This window comes from Streptomyces sp. NPDC093071 (genome assembly GCF_044754545.1).
In the GTDB taxonomy this organism is placed as follows: Bacteria; Actinomycetota; Actinomycetes; order Streptomycetales; family Streptomycetaceae; genus Streptomyces.
Genome location: NZ_JBIVPH010000003.1, coordinates 159700 through 175291, shown reverse-complemented (window position 1 = coordinate 175291; position 15592 = coordinate 159700). Strand labels below are relative to the sequence as shown.

The window sequence follows — 15592 nt, the reverse complement described above, 5'->3', positions numbered from 1 at the left end:
CCGTGCACACCTCCGGAAGGCAGGAAGCCATGAGGCAGATTCGCCGAAGTGGTCTGGCCACACTGTTGGTCACGGGCGGGGCGCTCGCCCTCTCGGCGGGCGCCGCGCACGCCGACGCCGGCGCCCAGGGCGCCGCGGTCGGTTCGCCGGGAGTCGGTTCCGGCAACACGGTTCAGCTGCCGGTGCACGTGCCGGTCAACGTCTGCGGCAACACGGTCAACGTCGTGGGGCTGCTCAACCCGGCCTTCGGCAACGGCTGCGCCAACGTCTCCGACGAGCCGGGCGGTTACGGATCGGACGAGGACGACGGCCGCTCCCACGCGCACAAGGACGAGCCCGGCACCCCGCGCGGCGGAGAGCAGGGCGGCTCCGGAGGCGGCTCCCAGAGCGGCGGCTCCTCCAACGGCGGCGGCTCCTCCGCCGAGGGCCACGCCGAGGGATCGCCCGGCGTGCTCTCCGGGAACGGCCTCCAGCTCCCCGTCGATGTCCCCGTGAACGTCAGCGGGAACTCGGTCAACGTGGTCGGCATCGGCAACCCTGCCTTCGGCAACACCGCGGTCAACGGCCCCGCGAAGCCGGCCCAGCCGATCGAGAAGCCGACGCCGCGCCCGCAGACCCCCGTGCGGAACATCCCGGCCCCGCAGACCGTGCCGCCCGCCCCCGTGCCCGCCCCGGCCCCCGCGCCGCAGGGCGTGACGGGCGAGGCCGCGCTGGCCCACACCGGTTCGGCGGACGCCCTCGGCTACGCCGCTTCGGGAAGCGTCGCGCTGCTCCTCGGCGGCGCCCTGCTGTACCGTCGCGCCCGCCGCGCCGGAGACCAGGCCTGAGGAAGCGGTCCGCGCGGCGGGACCGGCGCGCACGGACGCCCGAGCCGTCAGCCGCGCGCGTCCCCGCCGCCACCGCGCCAGGCCCGGAGCACCGCCTCGATGGCGGGAGCGACCCTCGTCCGGGCCTGGTGACGGGGCACCCCCTGCATCAGCAGGGTGTCGTACGGGGTGTCCACGTGCCGTACGCCGGCCCGTACCGCGGCGGTCACCGCGCCGAGGTCGAGCGAGCGGCCCGCGGCCGTGCGCCCCACCCGCCCGCTGCCCTTCGCCGAGGCGTGGGCGGCGATCTCGCCGGCCCGGTCCGCCGGACAGGACGGGAAGAGCCGCAGGATCTCCGCCCGGAGGGCCGCGGTGACCTCGACGTCGAGGGCCGCGCGCCGCTCCGCGTCCCGGGCCCGCCGCCTGGCGCGCGCCTCCGCGTCCGCCAGACAGGCCCGCTCCGCCTCGGCCAGCGCCGCCTCCTCGACGAGGAGGCCCCGGCGCTCGTACCGGGTGCGGCGCCGGTTGTGCCGTACCACCACCGCCCAGAGGGTGCTGCCCTCGCGGGCGCGGCGGGTGAGGGCCGTGTCACCCCGGGGCAGGAAGACCAGGTGCCCGAGGTCGGCGCAGTCCAGGCAGACCGGCGCGTTGAACTCCAGGATCATCCGCTCCAGCGGCCCCCGGCGGCACTCCGAGCAGCGGCGGCTCCTGAGCGGCTCGACGACGACCGGCGCGACGAGGTCCACGTCCGCCCCCGTCAGCGGACGCCGGGCGCGGCGGAAGCGACGAACAGGGCGAGGGCCTCCTTCGCCCGCTCCGAGCGGTGGGCGCGGTCCGCGGTCCCCACCGCCTCGTGCATACAGTGGGTCTCCTCGAAGGCCTTCTCGGCCAGGCGCCGGGTCTCCGGGTCGTCGCACACCAGCTGGACGCGGAAGAGGGCCTGCCGGGCGGCGGTGCGCTGCCGGTAGGAGGCGTAGCGGGACTCCTCCGCCTCCTCCGAGCCGGGCTCCTCGGCCGCCCGGAACCAGCGGTCGTTCTGGCTGTGCCGGTAGTCGACGACCGCGCCGGCGAAGGCGCTGTAGGTCGCGATCCGCTCCTGCCGGAGCTGTTCGGACCGGGCGAGCGAGGCCGTGCGCTCGGCGGCCCGCCCCTGGAACCAGTGCGTGAAGACGACACCCAACAGGGTTCCCGCCACGGCTATCAGTGCGGCGTCCATGACCGGCAGCCCTCCCGTTCCCTCGGCCGTTCGACCCCTTGATCATGACAGCCGGGAGGGCGGACGTCACCGCCCGTGTCCGCTACTGCCGGTATCCGCTCAGGAAGCGGCCGATGCGGCTGATCGCGGCGTCGAGGTCGTCGACGTACGGCAGGGTGAGGATGCGGAAGTGGTCCGGACGCGGCCAGTTGAAGCCGGTGCCCTGGACGACCTGGATCTTCTCCCGCAGGAGCAGGTCGAGGACGAACTTCTCGTCGTCGTGGATCTTGTGCACGGCCGGGTCGAGGCGCGGGAAGGCGTAGAGGGCGCCCTTGGGCTTCACGCAGGAGACGCCGGGGATCTCGTTGAGCTTCTCCCAGGCGCGGTCGCGCTGTTCGCGCAGCCTGCCGCCCGGGGCGGTCAGCTCGTGGATCGACTGGCGGCCGCCGAGCGCGGCCTGGATGGCGTACTGGGCGGGGGCGTTGGGGCACAGGCGCATGGAGGCCAGCATGGTGAGGCCCTCCAGGTAGTTGGCGGCGTGCCGCTTCGGGCCGGTGACGACCAGCCAGCCGGAGCGGAAGCCCGCCACCCGGTAGGTCTTGGAGAGGCCGCCGAAGGTGAGGACGACCAGGTCGTCGGCGAGGGAGGCGGCCGGGTAGTGAACGGCGTCGTCGTAGACGATCCGGTCGTAGATCTCGTCGGCGAAGACCATCAGGCCGTGGCGGCGGGCGAGGTCGAGGATGCCCTCGACGATCTCCTTCGGATAGACCGCGCCGGTGGGGTTGTTGGGGTTGATGATCACGACGGCCCGGGTACGGTCGGTGATCTTCGATGCCATGTCGTCGAGGTCCGGGTACCAGTCGGCCGACTCGTCGCAGAGGTAGTGCACGGCCTTGCCGCCCGCGAGGGTGGTGGCGGCCGTCCAGAGCGGGAAGTCGGGGGCGGGGATCAGGACCTCGTCGCCGTCCTCCAGGAGCGCCTGCACGGCCATGGAGACCAGCTCCGACACGCCGTTGCCGAGGAAGACGTCGTCGACGTCGACCTCCGGGAGGCCCATCTCCTGGTAGCGCTGGGCCACCGCGCGGCGGGCGGAGAGGATGCCGCGCGAGTCGGTGTAGCCGTGGGCCCTGGGGAGCATCCTGATCATGTCCTGGACGATCTCCTCGGGCGCCTCGAAGCCGAAGAGGGCCGGGTTGCCCGTGTTGAGGCGCAGGACGCTGTGGCCCGCCTCCTCCAGGGCGTTGGCGTGCTCGATCACCGGGCCGCGGATCTCGTAGCAGACCTCGTTCAGCTTGCTCGACTGCCGGAACTCCATGTCCGACCTCCCCAGTTCCCGGAATCAGCACCGCTCGTTGTTGCTTGGTTTTACCAAGTTCGAGCTTGGAAAGTCCAACGACATGTCTAGACTGCGGCGTATGCCACGTCAGACACGCCGCAGCTACGACCAGCACTGCGCCGCCGCGCGCGCCCTCGACCTCGTCGGAGACCGCTGGACCCTGCTCGTCGTCCGCGAACTCCTCGCCGGGCCGCGCCGCTACACCGACCTCCACGCCGATCTGCCCGGCGTCAGCACGGACATGCTGGCCGGCCGCCTCAAGGACATGGAGGCCACCGGGCTCGTCACCCGCCGCCGACTTCCCCCGCCCGCCTCGGCGTTCGTGTACGAGCTCACCCCGCGCGGCCGGGACCTGCTGCCCGTCCTGCGCGCCCTCGCCGCGTGGGGGGCGCCCGACCTGGGGGAACCGCGGCCGACCGACGCCGTGCGCGCGCACTGGCACGCGATCCCGCTCCTCGGGACGCTCGCGGAGCAGGAGCCGGGGACCATCCAAGTCACCCTGGACGAGGGGGTGTTCCACGTACGGGTCGGGCCCGTCGGCGATGTCGCGTACGGGGACGGCCCGGTGGAGTCGCCCGACGCCCGGCTGCGGACCGACGCGGCGACGTGCCGGGCGCTGGCGGCCGGGGAGGTGACGCTCGGAGAGGCGGTCGCGGCGGGGCGGGCGGAGTTCGAACGGGCGGAGCCGGGGGCGGGTTCGGATTCGGATTTGGGGCCGGGTTCGGGTTCGGGTTCGGGGCCAGGGTCGGGTTCGGGTTCGGGTTCGGGTTCGGACAGAGGGCCGGGCCCGGTCGTGGCCGTCGGCCTCACGTCCTGACCGACTCCGCCTCCAGGGCCTTCGCCAGGCGGTCGCGGGCCGCGGTCTGCGCCGCGATCCGCGCGTCGAGCACCGCCAGCCGCTCGCGGGCGATCTCGAGCCCGCGGGCGGACGGCGGGGCCGAGGACACGTCCCCGTCCAGGCAGGAGCGGAAGGCGGAGACGTCGTCCAGGGTGAGCCCGGCGTCCAGCAGGTACCGGATGTTCGCCACCCGCGTGACGGCGCCCTCCTCGTACACCCGGTAGCCGTTGGCCGCCCGGGACGACGCGATCAGACCCGCCTGCTCGTAGTGGCGCAGGGCCCGGGCCGACACCCCGGTCCGCCGGGCCAGTTCGCCGATGCGCAAGGACGCCACCTCCCCGCACAGTCGTACCACGGCCCGGCCGACCGCCGTTCAGAAGACCAGCGCGCCCCCGTCGACGGGCAGCACCGTGCCGGTCGTGAAGGAGGCCTCGGGCGCGGCGAGGGACGTGATCGCCCACGCGACCTCCTCGGGCCTGCCGAGCCGCCCCAGCGGGACGTGCGCGAGCTGCCAGGCCCGCACCTCCTCCAGCCGCTCCGGGGACAGGCCCGCGTGCAGGCCGATCGGGGTGTCGACCGGTCCGGGGGCGACCGCCACCACCCGGACCCCGGCCGGCGCGAGCTCCACCGCCCAGCAGCGGGTCAGGGTCTCCAGGGCGCTCTTGGTCGCCGGGTAGAAGGAGTTGGCGGGCCAGCCGCGCTGGCCGACGGTCGTCGACACGTTCACCACCACGCCCCGGGACTCCCGGAGCGCGGGGGCGGCGGCCCGGGTGAGCAGGGTCGGGGCGACGAGGTTCGTCTCCAGGAGCGGGGTGATCACGGAGCGGTCGAGGGTGCCGAGCGGGCCGCCGGTGGAGATCCCGGCGTTGTTGACGAGGACGTCGAGGCGGCCGTGGGCGGCCAGGGCGGTCCGGACGATCTCCTCGGGGGCGCCCTCCGCCGTGACGTCGGCGGCGAACGGGTGGATCCCCGGCCGGCCCCCGGCGGTCTCCCGCAGCGGCTCCGCCCTGCGGCCGACGGCGACGACGGTCGCCCCCTGCCCGGCGAAGGCCCGCGCGGTGGCCCGGCCGATGCCGGTGCCCGCGCCCGTGACGACGACGACCCTGGTGGGTGTGGTGGTGTCCATGAATCCGATGGTCAAACGGTGACGCCAGTGACAAGGTCAAGCCATGACCCCGCACGAACTGTGGACGGCCCTGCCCCAGGAGGCGCGCGAGCGCGTGGACGCGCTCGTCGTCCGGCGGAGACGGCTCACGGCGACCGAGGAGGTCCTGAAGGCCGGCGTCGTACCCCGGCCCGCCCTGCACGACTGCTTCCGCCTCGTCACCGTACGCACGGAGATCTTCGCCGACCGGCTCGTGCCGCCGCCCCGGGACGTGGACGCCCTCGCCGGGAAGGCCGCCGCGCTGCCCGGGCCGCCCGTGGCCCTGGAGCTGGAGTGGGACGGCGACACGCAGGGCTGGATCCTGGTGCTCGGTGCCGTCCTGCCCGGTCCGTCCGGACGCCCGCATCCGTTGGCGCAATGGCGGGAGGCCGCCTGGACGGAGCCCCTCGCCACCGCGCGGACCCTCGCCGACCGGCTCGGCGTACCGCTGCGCGGTCCCGGTGACGACGGTCCGGTTCCGGTGGACGCGCGGGCGGAGTGAGGGGATGCGGTACGAGGCGATCACCTGGGACCGGATGGCGGAGGCGCTCGCCGGGCACGTCGACGCGGCCGCCCCCGGCGACGGCGGCCCGTGGCTCAAGGTCGGCATCGACGGGGCGCCCGCCGCGCCCGGCGCCGAACTGGCCGCCGCGCTGGCCGAGGCCCTGCGGGCACGCGGGCGCCCCGTCCACCTGGCGGGCACGGACGGCTTCCTGCGGCCCGCCTCCCTCCGGTACGAGTACGGCAAGCGGGACCCCGACGCGTACTACGGCGGGTGGACCGACACCGGGGCCCTGTGGCGGGAGGTCTTCGGCCCGCTGGAGCCCGGCGGCACCGGGCGCGTGCTGCCCGACCTCTGGGACCCGGTCACGGACCGGGCGACCCGCAGCCCGTACGTCACGCTGCCGCCCGGCGGTGTTCTCGTCCTGCACGGCCCCTTCCTGCTCGGCCACTGGTTCCCCTTCGACCTCGCCGTGCACCTGCGGCTCTCGCCCGCCGCCCTCGCCCGGCGCACGGAGGAGGCCTGGACGCTTCCCGCCTTCGCCCGGTACGCGACGGAGGTCGACCCGGAGGAGGCGGCCGACGTCGTCGTACGCGCCGACGACCCGCGTCATCCGGCTTGGACGGGGCTCGGTAAGTAGACCCGGGACGCGCTGGTCCTCCTGCGCCGGTTCTCAGAAGCCGTCCGCCTGCGGCCTGCCGCCCACCACGGCGACCGCCTCCGCGCCCGCCCCGCACCCCGCCTCCGCCGCCTCCGCCGGATCCGCGCCCGCGAGCCGGGCCGCCAGGAACGCCCCGGTGAACGCGTCGCCCGCGCCCGTCGAGTCCACCGGCCGCACCGGAGGCGCCGCCACCCGCGCGGTGACCGCGCCGCCCTCCGCGACCAGCGCGCCCGCCGCCCCGAGGGTGACCACGACCAGCGGGAAGCGCCGGCTCAACTCCGCCGCCGCCCGCTCCGGTGCGGCGTGCCCGGTGAGCGTCCGGGCCTCGTCGGCGTTGGGCAGCAGCACTTCGGCGCCCTCCGCGGCCGCGAGGAACCGGTCGGCGCCCAACTCCTCCAGGAACCCCGCCGAGGCCGGATCCACGCTCACCGGAACCCCTGCCTCCCCGGCGTCCCGCAGCGCCCGCCGGGCCGTCCCCCGGCTCCGGTCGGCGAAGAACAGGTATCCCGAGAGGTGCAGCCGGGCCACGCCGTCGAGCAGCTTCGGGGACCAGTCGGCGGGGGAGAGGCGCAGCGCGGCACCGCTGTCGGTCAGGAAGGTGCGCTCCGCCGTGGCGTCCACGAGCGCGATGACGGTGGCCGTCGCCGCCTCCGGATCCCGGACGAGCAGCGGACGCACGCCCGCCGCCCGCAGCGCCCGCTCGTGCCAGTCGGCCGCGTCCGTCCCCACCCGGCCGAGCAGCCGCACCTCCCCGCCGCCGGAACGCGCCGCCCAGCACGCCGCGTTGGCCCCGGCGCCGCCCGGCAGGGTCCGGATCTCCGCCGCCGTGTCCGTGGCCGGCGCGAGCGGGGCCCGGTGCCGGGCGACGACGTCCGTGACCACGTCCCCGACGACGAGCAGCGCGCGCCGGGCGCGGCTCACCGGCCGCCCGCGCCGCGCGCCTCCGTGCCGGGCGTTCCCGTGGGGTGGGTCTCCGTGCCGAGCGTCCCCGTACCGAGCACCCCCGCGTCGTGCGTCCCCGCGTCGTGCGTGCCGCCGCGTATCTCCGTGCCGCCCGCCCCTCCCGCCCCGGGTATGTTCGCGCTGTAGGCCTCCGGCCCTCCCGCGCCCGCCCCGTACGCCTCCGGCCTTCCCCTGGTGCCCGCCCCGCGCGCTTCCGGACCCCTCGCGTCCGCTCCGAGCGCCCCGTACGCCCCCGCGATCCCCGCCGCGAGCCGCACGTTCCCCCGTACCGCCGCCAGGTTGGCCTCCAGGGACGCCCCCTCCGTGTGGACCGTCAGGTATTCGAGCAGGAACGGCGTCACCGCCTGGCCCGTGATCCCCTTCTCCTTCGCCGCCGCCAGGCCGTCCGCGAGCACCCGGTCGTGCAGCGCGGGGTCCAACTGCTCCGCCTCCGGAACCGGGTTGGCCACGACGAGCGCCGTCCGGGGCCCCGTGAGCCGGTCCTGCGCGCGCATCACCCCCGCCACCTCCTCCGGCGTCCGCAGGGTCCAGTCCACGGGCTCGCCCGAGGAGGAGAGGTAGAAGCCGGGGAAGTGCTCCGTGCCGTAGCCGACGACCGTCACCCCCAGCGTCTCCAGGCGCTGGAGCGTCGCGGGCACGTCGAGGATCGACTTGACCCCGGCGCAGACGACGGTGGTGGCGACGCGGGCGAGCAGCCGCAGGTCGGCGGACTCGTCCTGCGTCTCGCTCCACGCGCGGTGCACACCGCCGAGGCCGCCCGTCGCGAACACCCGGACGCCCGCCGCGTCCGCCAGCCAGGCCGTCGCCGAGACCGTCGTCGCGCCGGTCGCCCCCGTCGCCAGGGCCGGGGCCAGGTCGCGGTGGCCCAGCTTCCGCACCGTCGGGTCCTCGGCGATCCGTATCAGCGACGTCTCGTCCAGGCCCACCCTGGCCGTGCCGTCCACCACGGCGATCGTGGCGGGGACGGCGCCCCCGGCCCGTACCAGCCGCTCCAGATCGCGGGCCACCGCGAGGTTGCGCGGGCGCGGCAGGCCGTGGGCGATGAGCGTCGATTCCAGCGCGACGACGGGACGGCCCTCGTGGAGCGCTTCCCGTACCTCTTCGGACACCTGTGTGGACATGTCCCATTCCTGGCGCGCCCACGAGCCCCGCAAACCTCGGTGGCGACCTCCTGCCAATTCCTTCCGCACCCCCTGCGGAATCCGTCACGGACCGCCCCCGGCGACCGCCCCGAGCGGTCGCGGCGCCCTTGCGGCGCCGCCCCGGAGCGCCGGTACGGATTCCGTCGCCCCCGGCGGAAGCGGGCATCGTCGCTGGTGGGGGCCGTGTCATAGAGGCGGTCCCGGTCTCGGGTGGCCCCCGGATCCCCGCTACAGTCACCGCCCATGACGACACACGACCTGCCCTCCTTCGCCGTCCACATCCCCGACGCGGAGCTCGAAGCAGAGCCCCTCGACCCCGCCCAGATCGTCTCCGGCACGCCCGAGGTGACGGGCAAGGTGCTGTGGGAGTCCGCCGACGGCAAGCAGGTGCGCGGCATCTGGCAGATCACGCCCGGCGTCGTCACCGACACCGAGGCGAACGAGCTGTTCGTGGTGGTCTCCGGGCGGGCGACCGTCGCCGTCGAGGGCGGGGACACCCTGGAGATCGGCCCCGGCGACGCCTGCGTGCTGCGCGAGGGCGACCGGACCACCTGGACCGTCCACGAGACCCTGCGCAAGGCGTACCACATCAGTCTCTGAAGCCTCCGAGCCTCCGAGGTCTCCGAAGTCTCGGAATCCTCCGAGACCCCAGAGGCCTTGCCGGGCCTTTTCGCGGCCTGCCGAGGCACGCCCGCGAGCCGCCGCCAGAAGTCTGGTAGGAAACCTTCCTATCCGCTAGCATCCCGGTCGGCGGCTTGGCGCGGCGTCCCTCTCCGAGGGCGTGACGCGCTCAGCGAGAGCTCTGACCTGGCCGCCGAGCACCACCCCCCGCCGCGCGGCGCCCGCAGCGCCCCCCGGCCGGTCGCCGTGCCCGCACACCCGGCGCGGAGGCCGGTTCGTGCCGCGCGGCGAGACCGTGGTGTCCACGCACCCGTGTCCAGCTCTCGCCACCCCTCAGGTCAGGGAGCCCAGGTATGCGCCTGTACGCCTCCGTCCCACCGCGCCGCACCCCCACCTCCACCCTCACGCCCACCCCGACCCCCACCCCTCGTCTCACCCTCGTCCTCACCGCCGTCCTGATGCTCGTCGGCGGCCTCCTCCTCGCCCTCCCGGACCGGGCCGGAGCCGCCGCCGACGCGGTGATCTCCCAGGGTCGGCCCGCCACCTCCTCCTCCGTCGAGGACGGCACCTTCGGCCCCGAGAAGGCCTTCGACGGCGTCTCCACCACCCGCTGGGCCAGCGCCGAGGGCTCCGACCCCCAGTGGATCCGGGTCGACCTCGGCCCCTCGGCCACCGTCTCCCGCGTCAAACTCGTCTGGGAGGCCGCCTACGCCAAGGCCTACCGGGTCGAGATCTCCGCCGACGGCGCCACCTGGACCCGCCTCGCCACGGAGACCGCGGGCAACGGCGGCACGGACGACTGGACCGGCCTGACCGGCACCGGCCGCCACCTCCGGGTCTACGGGACCGCCCGCGGCACCTCGTACGGCTACTCGCTGTACACCGTCGAGGTCTACGGCACCACCGGCTCCACGCCCCCGCCCACCGGCGCCTTCACCGTCGTCGCGGCCGGTGACATCGCCGCGCGGTGCACCGCCTCCAGCAGCTCCTGCGCCCACCCCAAGACCGCCGCGCTCGCCCAGCGGATCGCCCCGTCGTTCTACCTGACGATGGGCGACAACCAGTACGACGACGCGATGATCTCCGACTTCCGCGCCTACTACGACAAGACGTGGGGCGCCTTCAAGGCCAGGACCCGGCCCGTGCCCGGCAACCACGAGACCTACGACCCGGCCGGTTCGCTCGCGGGCTACAAGGCGTACTTCGGCTCGATCGCCTACCCGCAGGGCAAGCCGTACTACAGCTACGACCACGGCAACTGGCACTTCGTCGCCCTCGACTCCAACTCCTTCGACGACGCCGCGCAGATCCAGTGGCTCAAGGACGACCTCGCGCGGAACACCAAGGGCTGCGTCGCCGCCTACTTCCACCACCCGCTGTACTCCTCCGGCGGCCACGGCAACGACCCCGTCTCCAAGCCCGTCTGGAAGATCCTGTACGACGCGAGGGCCGACCTCGTGCTCAACGGGCACGACCACCACTACGAGCGCTTCGCCCCGCAGGACCCCAACGGGAAGGCCACCGCGAACGGCATCGTCGAGATCGTCGGCGGCATGGGCGGTGCCGAGCCCTACGACATCGAGACGGTCCAGCCCAACAGCCAGAAGCGGATCAGCGGCCCGTACGGCGTCCTCAAGCTGGACCTCACCGACACCACCTTCACCTGGCAGTACGTCGGCACCGACGACAAGGTGAAGGACTCCGGCCCGACCTACACCTGCCACTGATGTACCTCGCGACCACAGGTCGCCGCGACGCGCCGCCCCGGCCCTCCGGGGCCCGGCGGCGCGTCCCCGGCACCGTCCTCGCGCTCGGCGCGGTCAGCCTGGTCACCGACGTCTCCTCGGAGATGGTGACGGCCGTCCTGCCGCTCTACCTGGTCCTCGGACTCGGCCTCTCCCCGCTCCAGTTCGGCCTCCTCGACGGCCTCTCCACCGGCGCCACCGCGCTCGTGCGGCTCCTCGGCGGCGCCACCGCCGACCGGGGCGGCCGCCACAAGCAGATCGCCGGACTCGGCTACGCCCTCTCCGCCTGTTCCCGGCTCGGCCTCCTCCTCGCGGGCGGCGCGACCGGCCCGCTCGCCTCCTCGATCGTCGCCGACCGGCTCGGCAAGGGTGTCCGCACCGCGCCTCGGGACGCGCTCATCACCCTGCACAGCCCGCCCGAGGACCTGGGCCGTGCCTTCGGCACGCACCGCGCCATGGACACCACCGGCGCCCTCCTCGGGCCCCTGGCCGCCGTCGCCCTGCTGTGGGCGACGACCGAGGCGTACGAGGCGGTCTTCGCCGTCAGCTTCTGCGTCGGGGCCTTCGGCGTGCTGCTGTGGGTGCTGCTCGTCCCCGGCCGGGGGAGCGCGCCGGGACCGGGAGCGCCGCCCGCGTCCTCGCGCGGACAGGTTCCGGCTCCGGGAAAGGCTCCGGGAAAGGCTTCGGGAAAGGCTCCGGGAAAGGCTTCGGGAAAGCCGTCGGCGCCCCCACGCGCGCGTGGAGGATTCTTCGCCGCGCTCCGCACGCCCGCGTACCGCCGGATCGTGCTCTGCGCCGGTCTCCTCGGCGCCGCCACCATCGGCGACGCCTTCCTCTACCTGCTGCTCCAGCGGCGCCTCGCCTTCGACGCCACCTGGTTCCCCTTCCTGCCGCTCGGCGCGGCCGCCGTCTACCTGCTGCTCGCCGTCCCGGCCGGCCGGCTCGCCGACCGCGCCGGACGCCGCGGGCCGTTCCTGTACGGCCACGGAGCCCTGCTCCTCGCCTACGGCCTGCTCCTGGCCCCCGTGCCCGATGCGGCCGCCCTCGTCGGCGTGCTCGTCCTGCTCGGGATCTTCTACGCCGCCACCGACGGCGTCCTGATGGCCCTGACCGGCCCGTTCCTCGCCGAGGGACGGCAGGCCGGCGGCCTCGCCCTCGTCCAGACCGTGCAGGCCCTCGCCCGGGTCGGCGCCGCCGTCGCGTTCGGCGCCCTCTGGACCGCGAGCGGACAGGAGACGGCGCTCGTGGCGGCGCTGCTCGCCCTCGCGGCCGCCCTGTGCTGCGCCGCCCGCCTGCTGCCGACCGGCTCCCCGCGCACTCCCGAGAGGACCGCACCATGAACGCCCCGACCACCGGCGGCCCGTCCACGCGCACGCGTGTGTGGATCATCGTCCTCGCCCTCGTCCTGCTCGGCGGCGGAGCCACCGCCTACACCCTGCGGGCCGCCTCCGGCCGGACCGGCGCCGCCGACACCGCCGACCCCGGCTTCGTCCTCGTCGGCGGCTCCGGCGCGCTCTACGCCCGGGACACCGCGAGCGGGCGCGTCGCGCGCGTGGACCCGTCCGCGCCCGGCGGCCGGACGGTCGGCGGCCCGTCCTGCGACCGCTTCCACGCGGCCGGTCCCACCGCCCTCTGCCTCCAGCGGCGGCCGGGCGTCCCGGCCCGCTCGTACGCCATCGTGCTCGACCGGAAACTGCGCGAGATCCGGCGCATCGCCCTGCCGGGCATCCCCAGCCGGGCCCGGGTCTCCGCCTCCGGGAACATGCTGTCCTGGACGATGTTCGCGACCGGCGACTCCTACGCGCGCTCGTCCTTCTCCACCCGGACCTCGATCCTCGACCTGCGCACCGGCTACCTGGTGAAGAACATGGAGCTGATCCCGCTCACCCTCGGAGGACGCCGCTACCACGCGCCCGACGTCAACTACTGGGGCGTCGGCTTCGCCGCCGACGACAACCGCTTCTACGCCACCGTCTCCACGAACGGCCGCACCCACCTCGTCGAGGGGGACGTGGAGAAGTGGTCGGCCCGCGCCCTGCGGGAGAACGTCGAATGCCCCTCGCTCTCCCCGGACGGCACCCGGCTCGCCTTCAAGAAGCGGGTTTCCGACGGCCCGCGCGACCCCTGGCGGCTCTACGTGTACGACCTGCGCACCGGCCGCGAGCACCCCGTCGCCGAGCGGCGCGGTGTCGACGACCAGGCGCTGTGGACGGACGCGCGGACCCTCGCGTACGGATACGGGGGAGCGGTCTGGTCCGTCCCGGCCGACGGCACGGGCACCCCGCGCCGGCTCGCGGCCGGAGCCTCGTCCCCGGCGGCACCGCGCTGACGGAACGTCCTCCTGGGGCCCGGCTCAGGCCTTCCGCAGGACGCTCCGCAGGGCGAGCGCCGCCATCGGAAGCAGCAGACAGGCGGCGATCGCGTTCAGCGGCCCGTAGCCCGCCTGCGAGACGATCAGGCCCGCCGCGAGGCCGCCGACCCCGGCGGCGGTGTTCATGATGAAGTCGGAGAGCCCCTGGACGGCGGCCCGGGCGGCCTGCGGCACCGAGTCCGTGAGCAGCGCCGAACCCGACACGAGCCCCGCCGACCAGCCCAGGCCGAGGACGAAGAGGCCCAGGGCCACCCGGCCGTGGCTCGCCCCGGCCGTGCCCGCGACGAGCGCCGCCGTGCCGATCAGCCCGACCGCGAGCCCGATCACGGAGAGGCGCCCCAGCCGGTCCGAGAGCCAGCCCATCAGCGGCGAGAAGGCGTACATGCCCGCGATGTGGCCGCTGATGACGAGGCCGATCAGCTGGATGTCCGCGCCGTGGTGGGTGAGCGCCACCGGGGTCATCGACATGATCGACACCATGGCGGTGTGCGAACCCGCGACGGTGACCAGGGCGAGGCGGGCCCGCGGGGACTCCCGCACCGCCCGCATCCCGGCCCGCAGGGAACGGCCCTCGACGGCCGCCGGCCCGCCCGGGTCCGCGTCGGTCAGCGCGCGGGCGGTGAGCAGCGGATCGGGGCGCAGCAGCAGGGCGACCACGGCCGCGGCGAGCACGAAGACCCCGGCGGCCCAGACGAAGGGGCCCGCCGTGGCCGGTATGCCCAGGCCCGCGACGCTCTTCCCGGCGGGCGACGCGATGTTCGGCCCGAGCACCGCGCCGATCGTGGTCGCCCACACCACCGTGGAGATGGCCCGGGCCCGGTGGTCCGGCTCGGCCAGATCGGCGGCGGCGAAGCGGGCCGCCAGATTGGCCGAGGAGCCGGCGCCGAAGCCCACGAGCCCGACGAGCAGCAGCGGGAAGCTCCCGACGACCGCCCCGAGCACCACCACACCGGCGCCCACCGCCCCGAGGAGATACGCGAGGACCAGTCCCGACCGGCGTCCCTGCGAGGCCATCAGGGCGGCCAGCGGCATGGCGAGCAGCGCGGGACCGGCCACCGTCGCCGTCGACGCCAGACCGGCGAGGGCCTCGGTGCCGCCGACCTCCGTGGCCAGGACGGCGGCGAGCGCGACCCCGATGGCGATGCCGAGGCCGCCGAGGATCTGGGTGGCGATCAGCACGGCCTGGACGCGCCGGCGCAGCGCCGGCAGCTCGGCGGCAGTGACGGGGGCGGGTATGTGGCCGGGCAGGGTGGCGTCAGGGGCGCCGGGGGTGTGGGTCACTTACGAGAGTGTGCCAGCCGTCCCACCTGATGGGAACGCCTCCGCCGACTGACGGGAACAACCCCCTGTCTCCGGCGGACCCCCTCCCGGTCTCCGACGGGCCCGCTCCCGGTCTCCGACGGGAACAACCCCCTGTCTCCGGCGGGCACCCCTCCCGGTCTCCGACGGGAACACCCCGATCTCCGACGGGAACAACCCCCTGTCTCCGGCGGGCACCCCTCCCGGTCTCCGACGGGAACACCCCGATCTCCGACGGGCACACCCTCTCCGACGGGCACGCCCCCGTCCCCCCACGCACAGCCCTCAGAACAGCGGCGCCGGCAGCACCCCCTCCAGAGCCAGCAGCTGTCGCTTGGTCTCCAGGCCGCCCCCGAAGCCGCCGAGCCCGCCGTCGCTCTCCACCACCCGGTGGCACGGCACCACCACCGGCAGCGGATTGGAGCCCATCGCCGCCCCCACCGCCTGCGCGGCCCCCGGCTGCCCCACGCGCCTCGCCAGCTCCCCGTACCCGACGACCGTCCCGTACGGCACGCCGGTCGCCAGCTCGCGCAGCACCTGCCGGTTGAACCCGGCCGTCAGGCTCCAGTCCAGAGGCAGGGCGAGCTCGTCCGGGTCGCCCGCGAAGTACCGGCCGAGCCGGCGTATCGGCTCCGCGAGCAGCCCCGAGGCGCACTCCACCGGCTCCGCGCCGAGCCGGGCCGCCAGCCGGTCGGGGACGCCCTCCCGCCGCGCCGCCTCCGCGTGGAACCCGACCCGTACGAGCCCCCGCCCGGTCGCGGCGAGGAAGAGCGGCCCGATGCCGCTCTCCACGACCGCCCACTCCACCGCTTCGATGTCCATGCCGACCACGCTACGACCCCCCACCGACAACCCGGCCGCGACCGGGAGGAAGGCCCCCGGAACCGGCACCGAGATCACGGCCCGGTCTCGCTCCGGCCTCGCGAAGGGAAAATCCCCGGTCGCATGGTCGCCGTGACGTCCGCGCGC

Annotated in this window: 16 protein-coding genes and 1 pseudogene; 8 read left to right on the top strand and 9 right to left on the bottom strand. The window is 75.1% G+C overall.

Annotation, left to right across the window (positions count from 1 at the left end; genetic code table 11):
* The first annotated feature begins 29 nt into the window (after positions 1-29).
* A complete protein-coding gene (locus ACIQD7_RS12130) occupies positions 30-827 on the top strand; it encodes a chaplin (RefSeq protein ID WP_402441488.1) in 798 nt (265 codons plus the stop codon).
* Between the two features lie 47 nt (positions 828-874).
* Here the strand turns inward: ACIQD7_RS12130 and ACIQD7_RS12125 are convergent, their stop codons facing one another.
* The 3 genes from ACIQD7_RS12125 to ACIQD7_RS12115 form a co-directional block, all read right to left on the bottom strand.
* Positions 875-1552: a DUF2293 domain-containing protein gene (locus tag ACIQD7_RS12125; protein ID WP_121832734.1), complete on the bottom strand. Its 678-nt coding sequence runs from the start codon at positions 1550-1552 to the stop codon at positions 875-877.
* Between the two features lie 11 nt (positions 1553-1563).
* Complete coding sequence (locus tag ACIQD7_RS12120; RefSeq protein WP_121832735.1) at positions 1564-2022, bottom strand: hypothetical protein; 459 nt, start codon at positions 2020-2022, stop codon at positions 1564-1566.
* Between the two features lie 82 nt (positions 2023-2104).
* Positions 2105-3316 (bottom strand): pyridoxal phosphate-dependent aminotransferase, encoded by a 1212-nt coding sequence (locus tag ACIQD7_RS12115; RefSeq protein ID WP_402441487.1) that lies wholly within the window; start codon positions 3314-3316, stop codon positions 2105-2107.
* Between the two features lie 100 nt (positions 3317-3416).
* On the opposite strand from ACIQD7_RS12115, the gene ACIQD7_RS12110 reads away from it, so the two are divergent.
* Positions 3417-4154 carry a winged helix-turn-helix transcriptional regulator gene (locus ACIQD7_RS12110; RefSeq protein WP_402441486.1) on the top strand — a complete coding sequence of 246 codons (738 nt, stop codon included), beginning with the start codon at positions 3417-3419 and terminating at the stop codon, positions 4152-4154.
* Here ACIQD7_RS12110 and ACIQD7_RS12105 read toward each other — a convergent pair.
* Together ACIQD7_RS12105 and ACIQD7_RS12100 are read right to left on the bottom strand one after the other, a co-directional pair.
* The gene (locus ACIQD7_RS12105; RefSeq protein WP_351974138.1) at positions 4144-4500 is read right to left on the bottom strand and encodes a MerR family transcriptional regulator; all 357 of its coding nucleotides are present in this window, start codon (positions 4498-4500) and stop codon (positions 4144-4146) included. The genes ACIQD7_RS12110 and ACIQD7_RS12105 overlap by 11 nt on opposite strands.
* A 48-nt stretch (positions 4501-4548) precedes the next feature.
* Positions 4549-5301 carry an SDR family NAD(P)-dependent oxidoreductase gene (locus ACIQD7_RS12100; RefSeq protein WP_402441485.1) on the bottom strand — a complete coding sequence of 251 codons (753 nt, stop codon included), beginning with the start codon at positions 5299-5301 and terminating at the stop codon, positions 4549-4551.
* 43 nt (positions 5302-5344) lie between these two features.
* Between ACIQD7_RS12100 and ACIQD7_RS12095 the strand changes: the two genes are divergently transcribed.
* Complete coding sequence (locus ACIQD7_RS12095) at positions 5345-5821, top strand: hypothetical protein (protein ID WP_402441484.1); 477 nt, start codon at positions 5345-5347, stop codon at positions 5819-5821.
* 4 nt (positions 5822-5825) lie between these two features.
* A complete protein-coding gene (locus tag ACIQD7_RS12090; protein ID WP_402441483.1) occupies positions 5826-6461 on the top strand; it encodes a uridine kinase in 636 nt (211 codons plus the stop codon).
* Positions 6462-6494: 33 nt separating this feature from the next.
* On the opposite strand, the gene ACIQD7_RS12085 is transcribed toward ACIQD7_RS12090, so the two are convergent.
* Both ACIQD7_RS12085 and ACIQD7_RS12080 read right to left on the bottom strand, forming a co-directional pair.
* Complete coding sequence (locus ACIQD7_RS12085) at positions 6495-7403, bottom strand: carbohydrate kinase family protein (protein ID WP_402441482.1); 909 nt, start codon at positions 7401-7403, stop codon at positions 6495-6497.
* A 266-nt stretch (positions 7404-7669) separates the two neighbouring features.
* Positions 7670-8566: pseudogene (locus ACIQD7_RS12080) on the bottom strand (pseudouridine-5'-phosphate glycosidase); the annotation flags it as partial.
* Between the two features lie 264 nt (positions 8567-8830).
* Here ACIQD7_RS12080 and ACIQD7_RS12075 point away from each other — a divergent pair.
* The 4 genes from ACIQD7_RS12075 to ACIQD7_RS12060 all read left to right on the top strand — a co-directional run bounded on the left by ACIQD7_RS12075 (position 8831) and on the right by ACIQD7_RS12060 (position 13282).
* A complete protein-coding gene (locus tag ACIQD7_RS12075) occupies positions 8831-9187 on the top strand; it encodes a cupin domain-containing protein (RefSeq protein WP_030205248.1) in 357 nt (118 codons plus the stop codon).
* A 374-nt stretch (positions 9188-9561) separates the two neighbouring features.
* Positions 9562-10935 (top strand): discoidin domain-containing protein, encoded by a 1374-nt coding sequence (locus ACIQD7_RS12070; protein WP_402441481.1) that lies wholly within the window; start codon positions 9562-9564, stop codon positions 10933-10935.
* Positions 10935-12293, top strand: coding sequence for an MFS transporter (locus ACIQD7_RS12065; protein WP_402441480.1), 1359 nt, complete (start codon positions 10935-10937; stop codon positions 12291-12293). The genes ACIQD7_RS12070 and ACIQD7_RS12065 overlap by 1 nt, the downstream gene beginning before the upstream one ends.
* A complete protein-coding gene (locus tag ACIQD7_RS12060; RefSeq protein WP_402441479.1) occupies positions 12290-13282 on the top strand; it encodes a hypothetical protein in 993 nt (330 codons plus the stop codon). Before ACIQD7_RS12065 ends, ACIQD7_RS12060 begins: the two co-directional genes overlap by 4 nt.
* Positions 13283-13306: 24 nt before the next feature.
* Here the strand turns inward: ACIQD7_RS12060 and ACIQD7_RS12055 are convergent, their stop codons facing one another.
* Positions 13307-14605, bottom strand: coding sequence for an MFS transporter (locus ACIQD7_RS12055; protein WP_402441478.1), 1299 nt, complete (start codon positions 14603-14605; stop codon positions 13307-13309).
* A gap of 303 nt (positions 14606-14908) precedes the next feature.
* Complete coding sequence (locus ACIQD7_RS12050) at positions 14909-15445, bottom strand: methylated-DNA--[protein]-cysteine S-methyltransferase (protein WP_161371945.1); 537 nt, start codon at positions 15443-15445, stop codon at positions 14909-14911.
* Positions 15446-15592 lie beyond the last annotated feature (147 nt).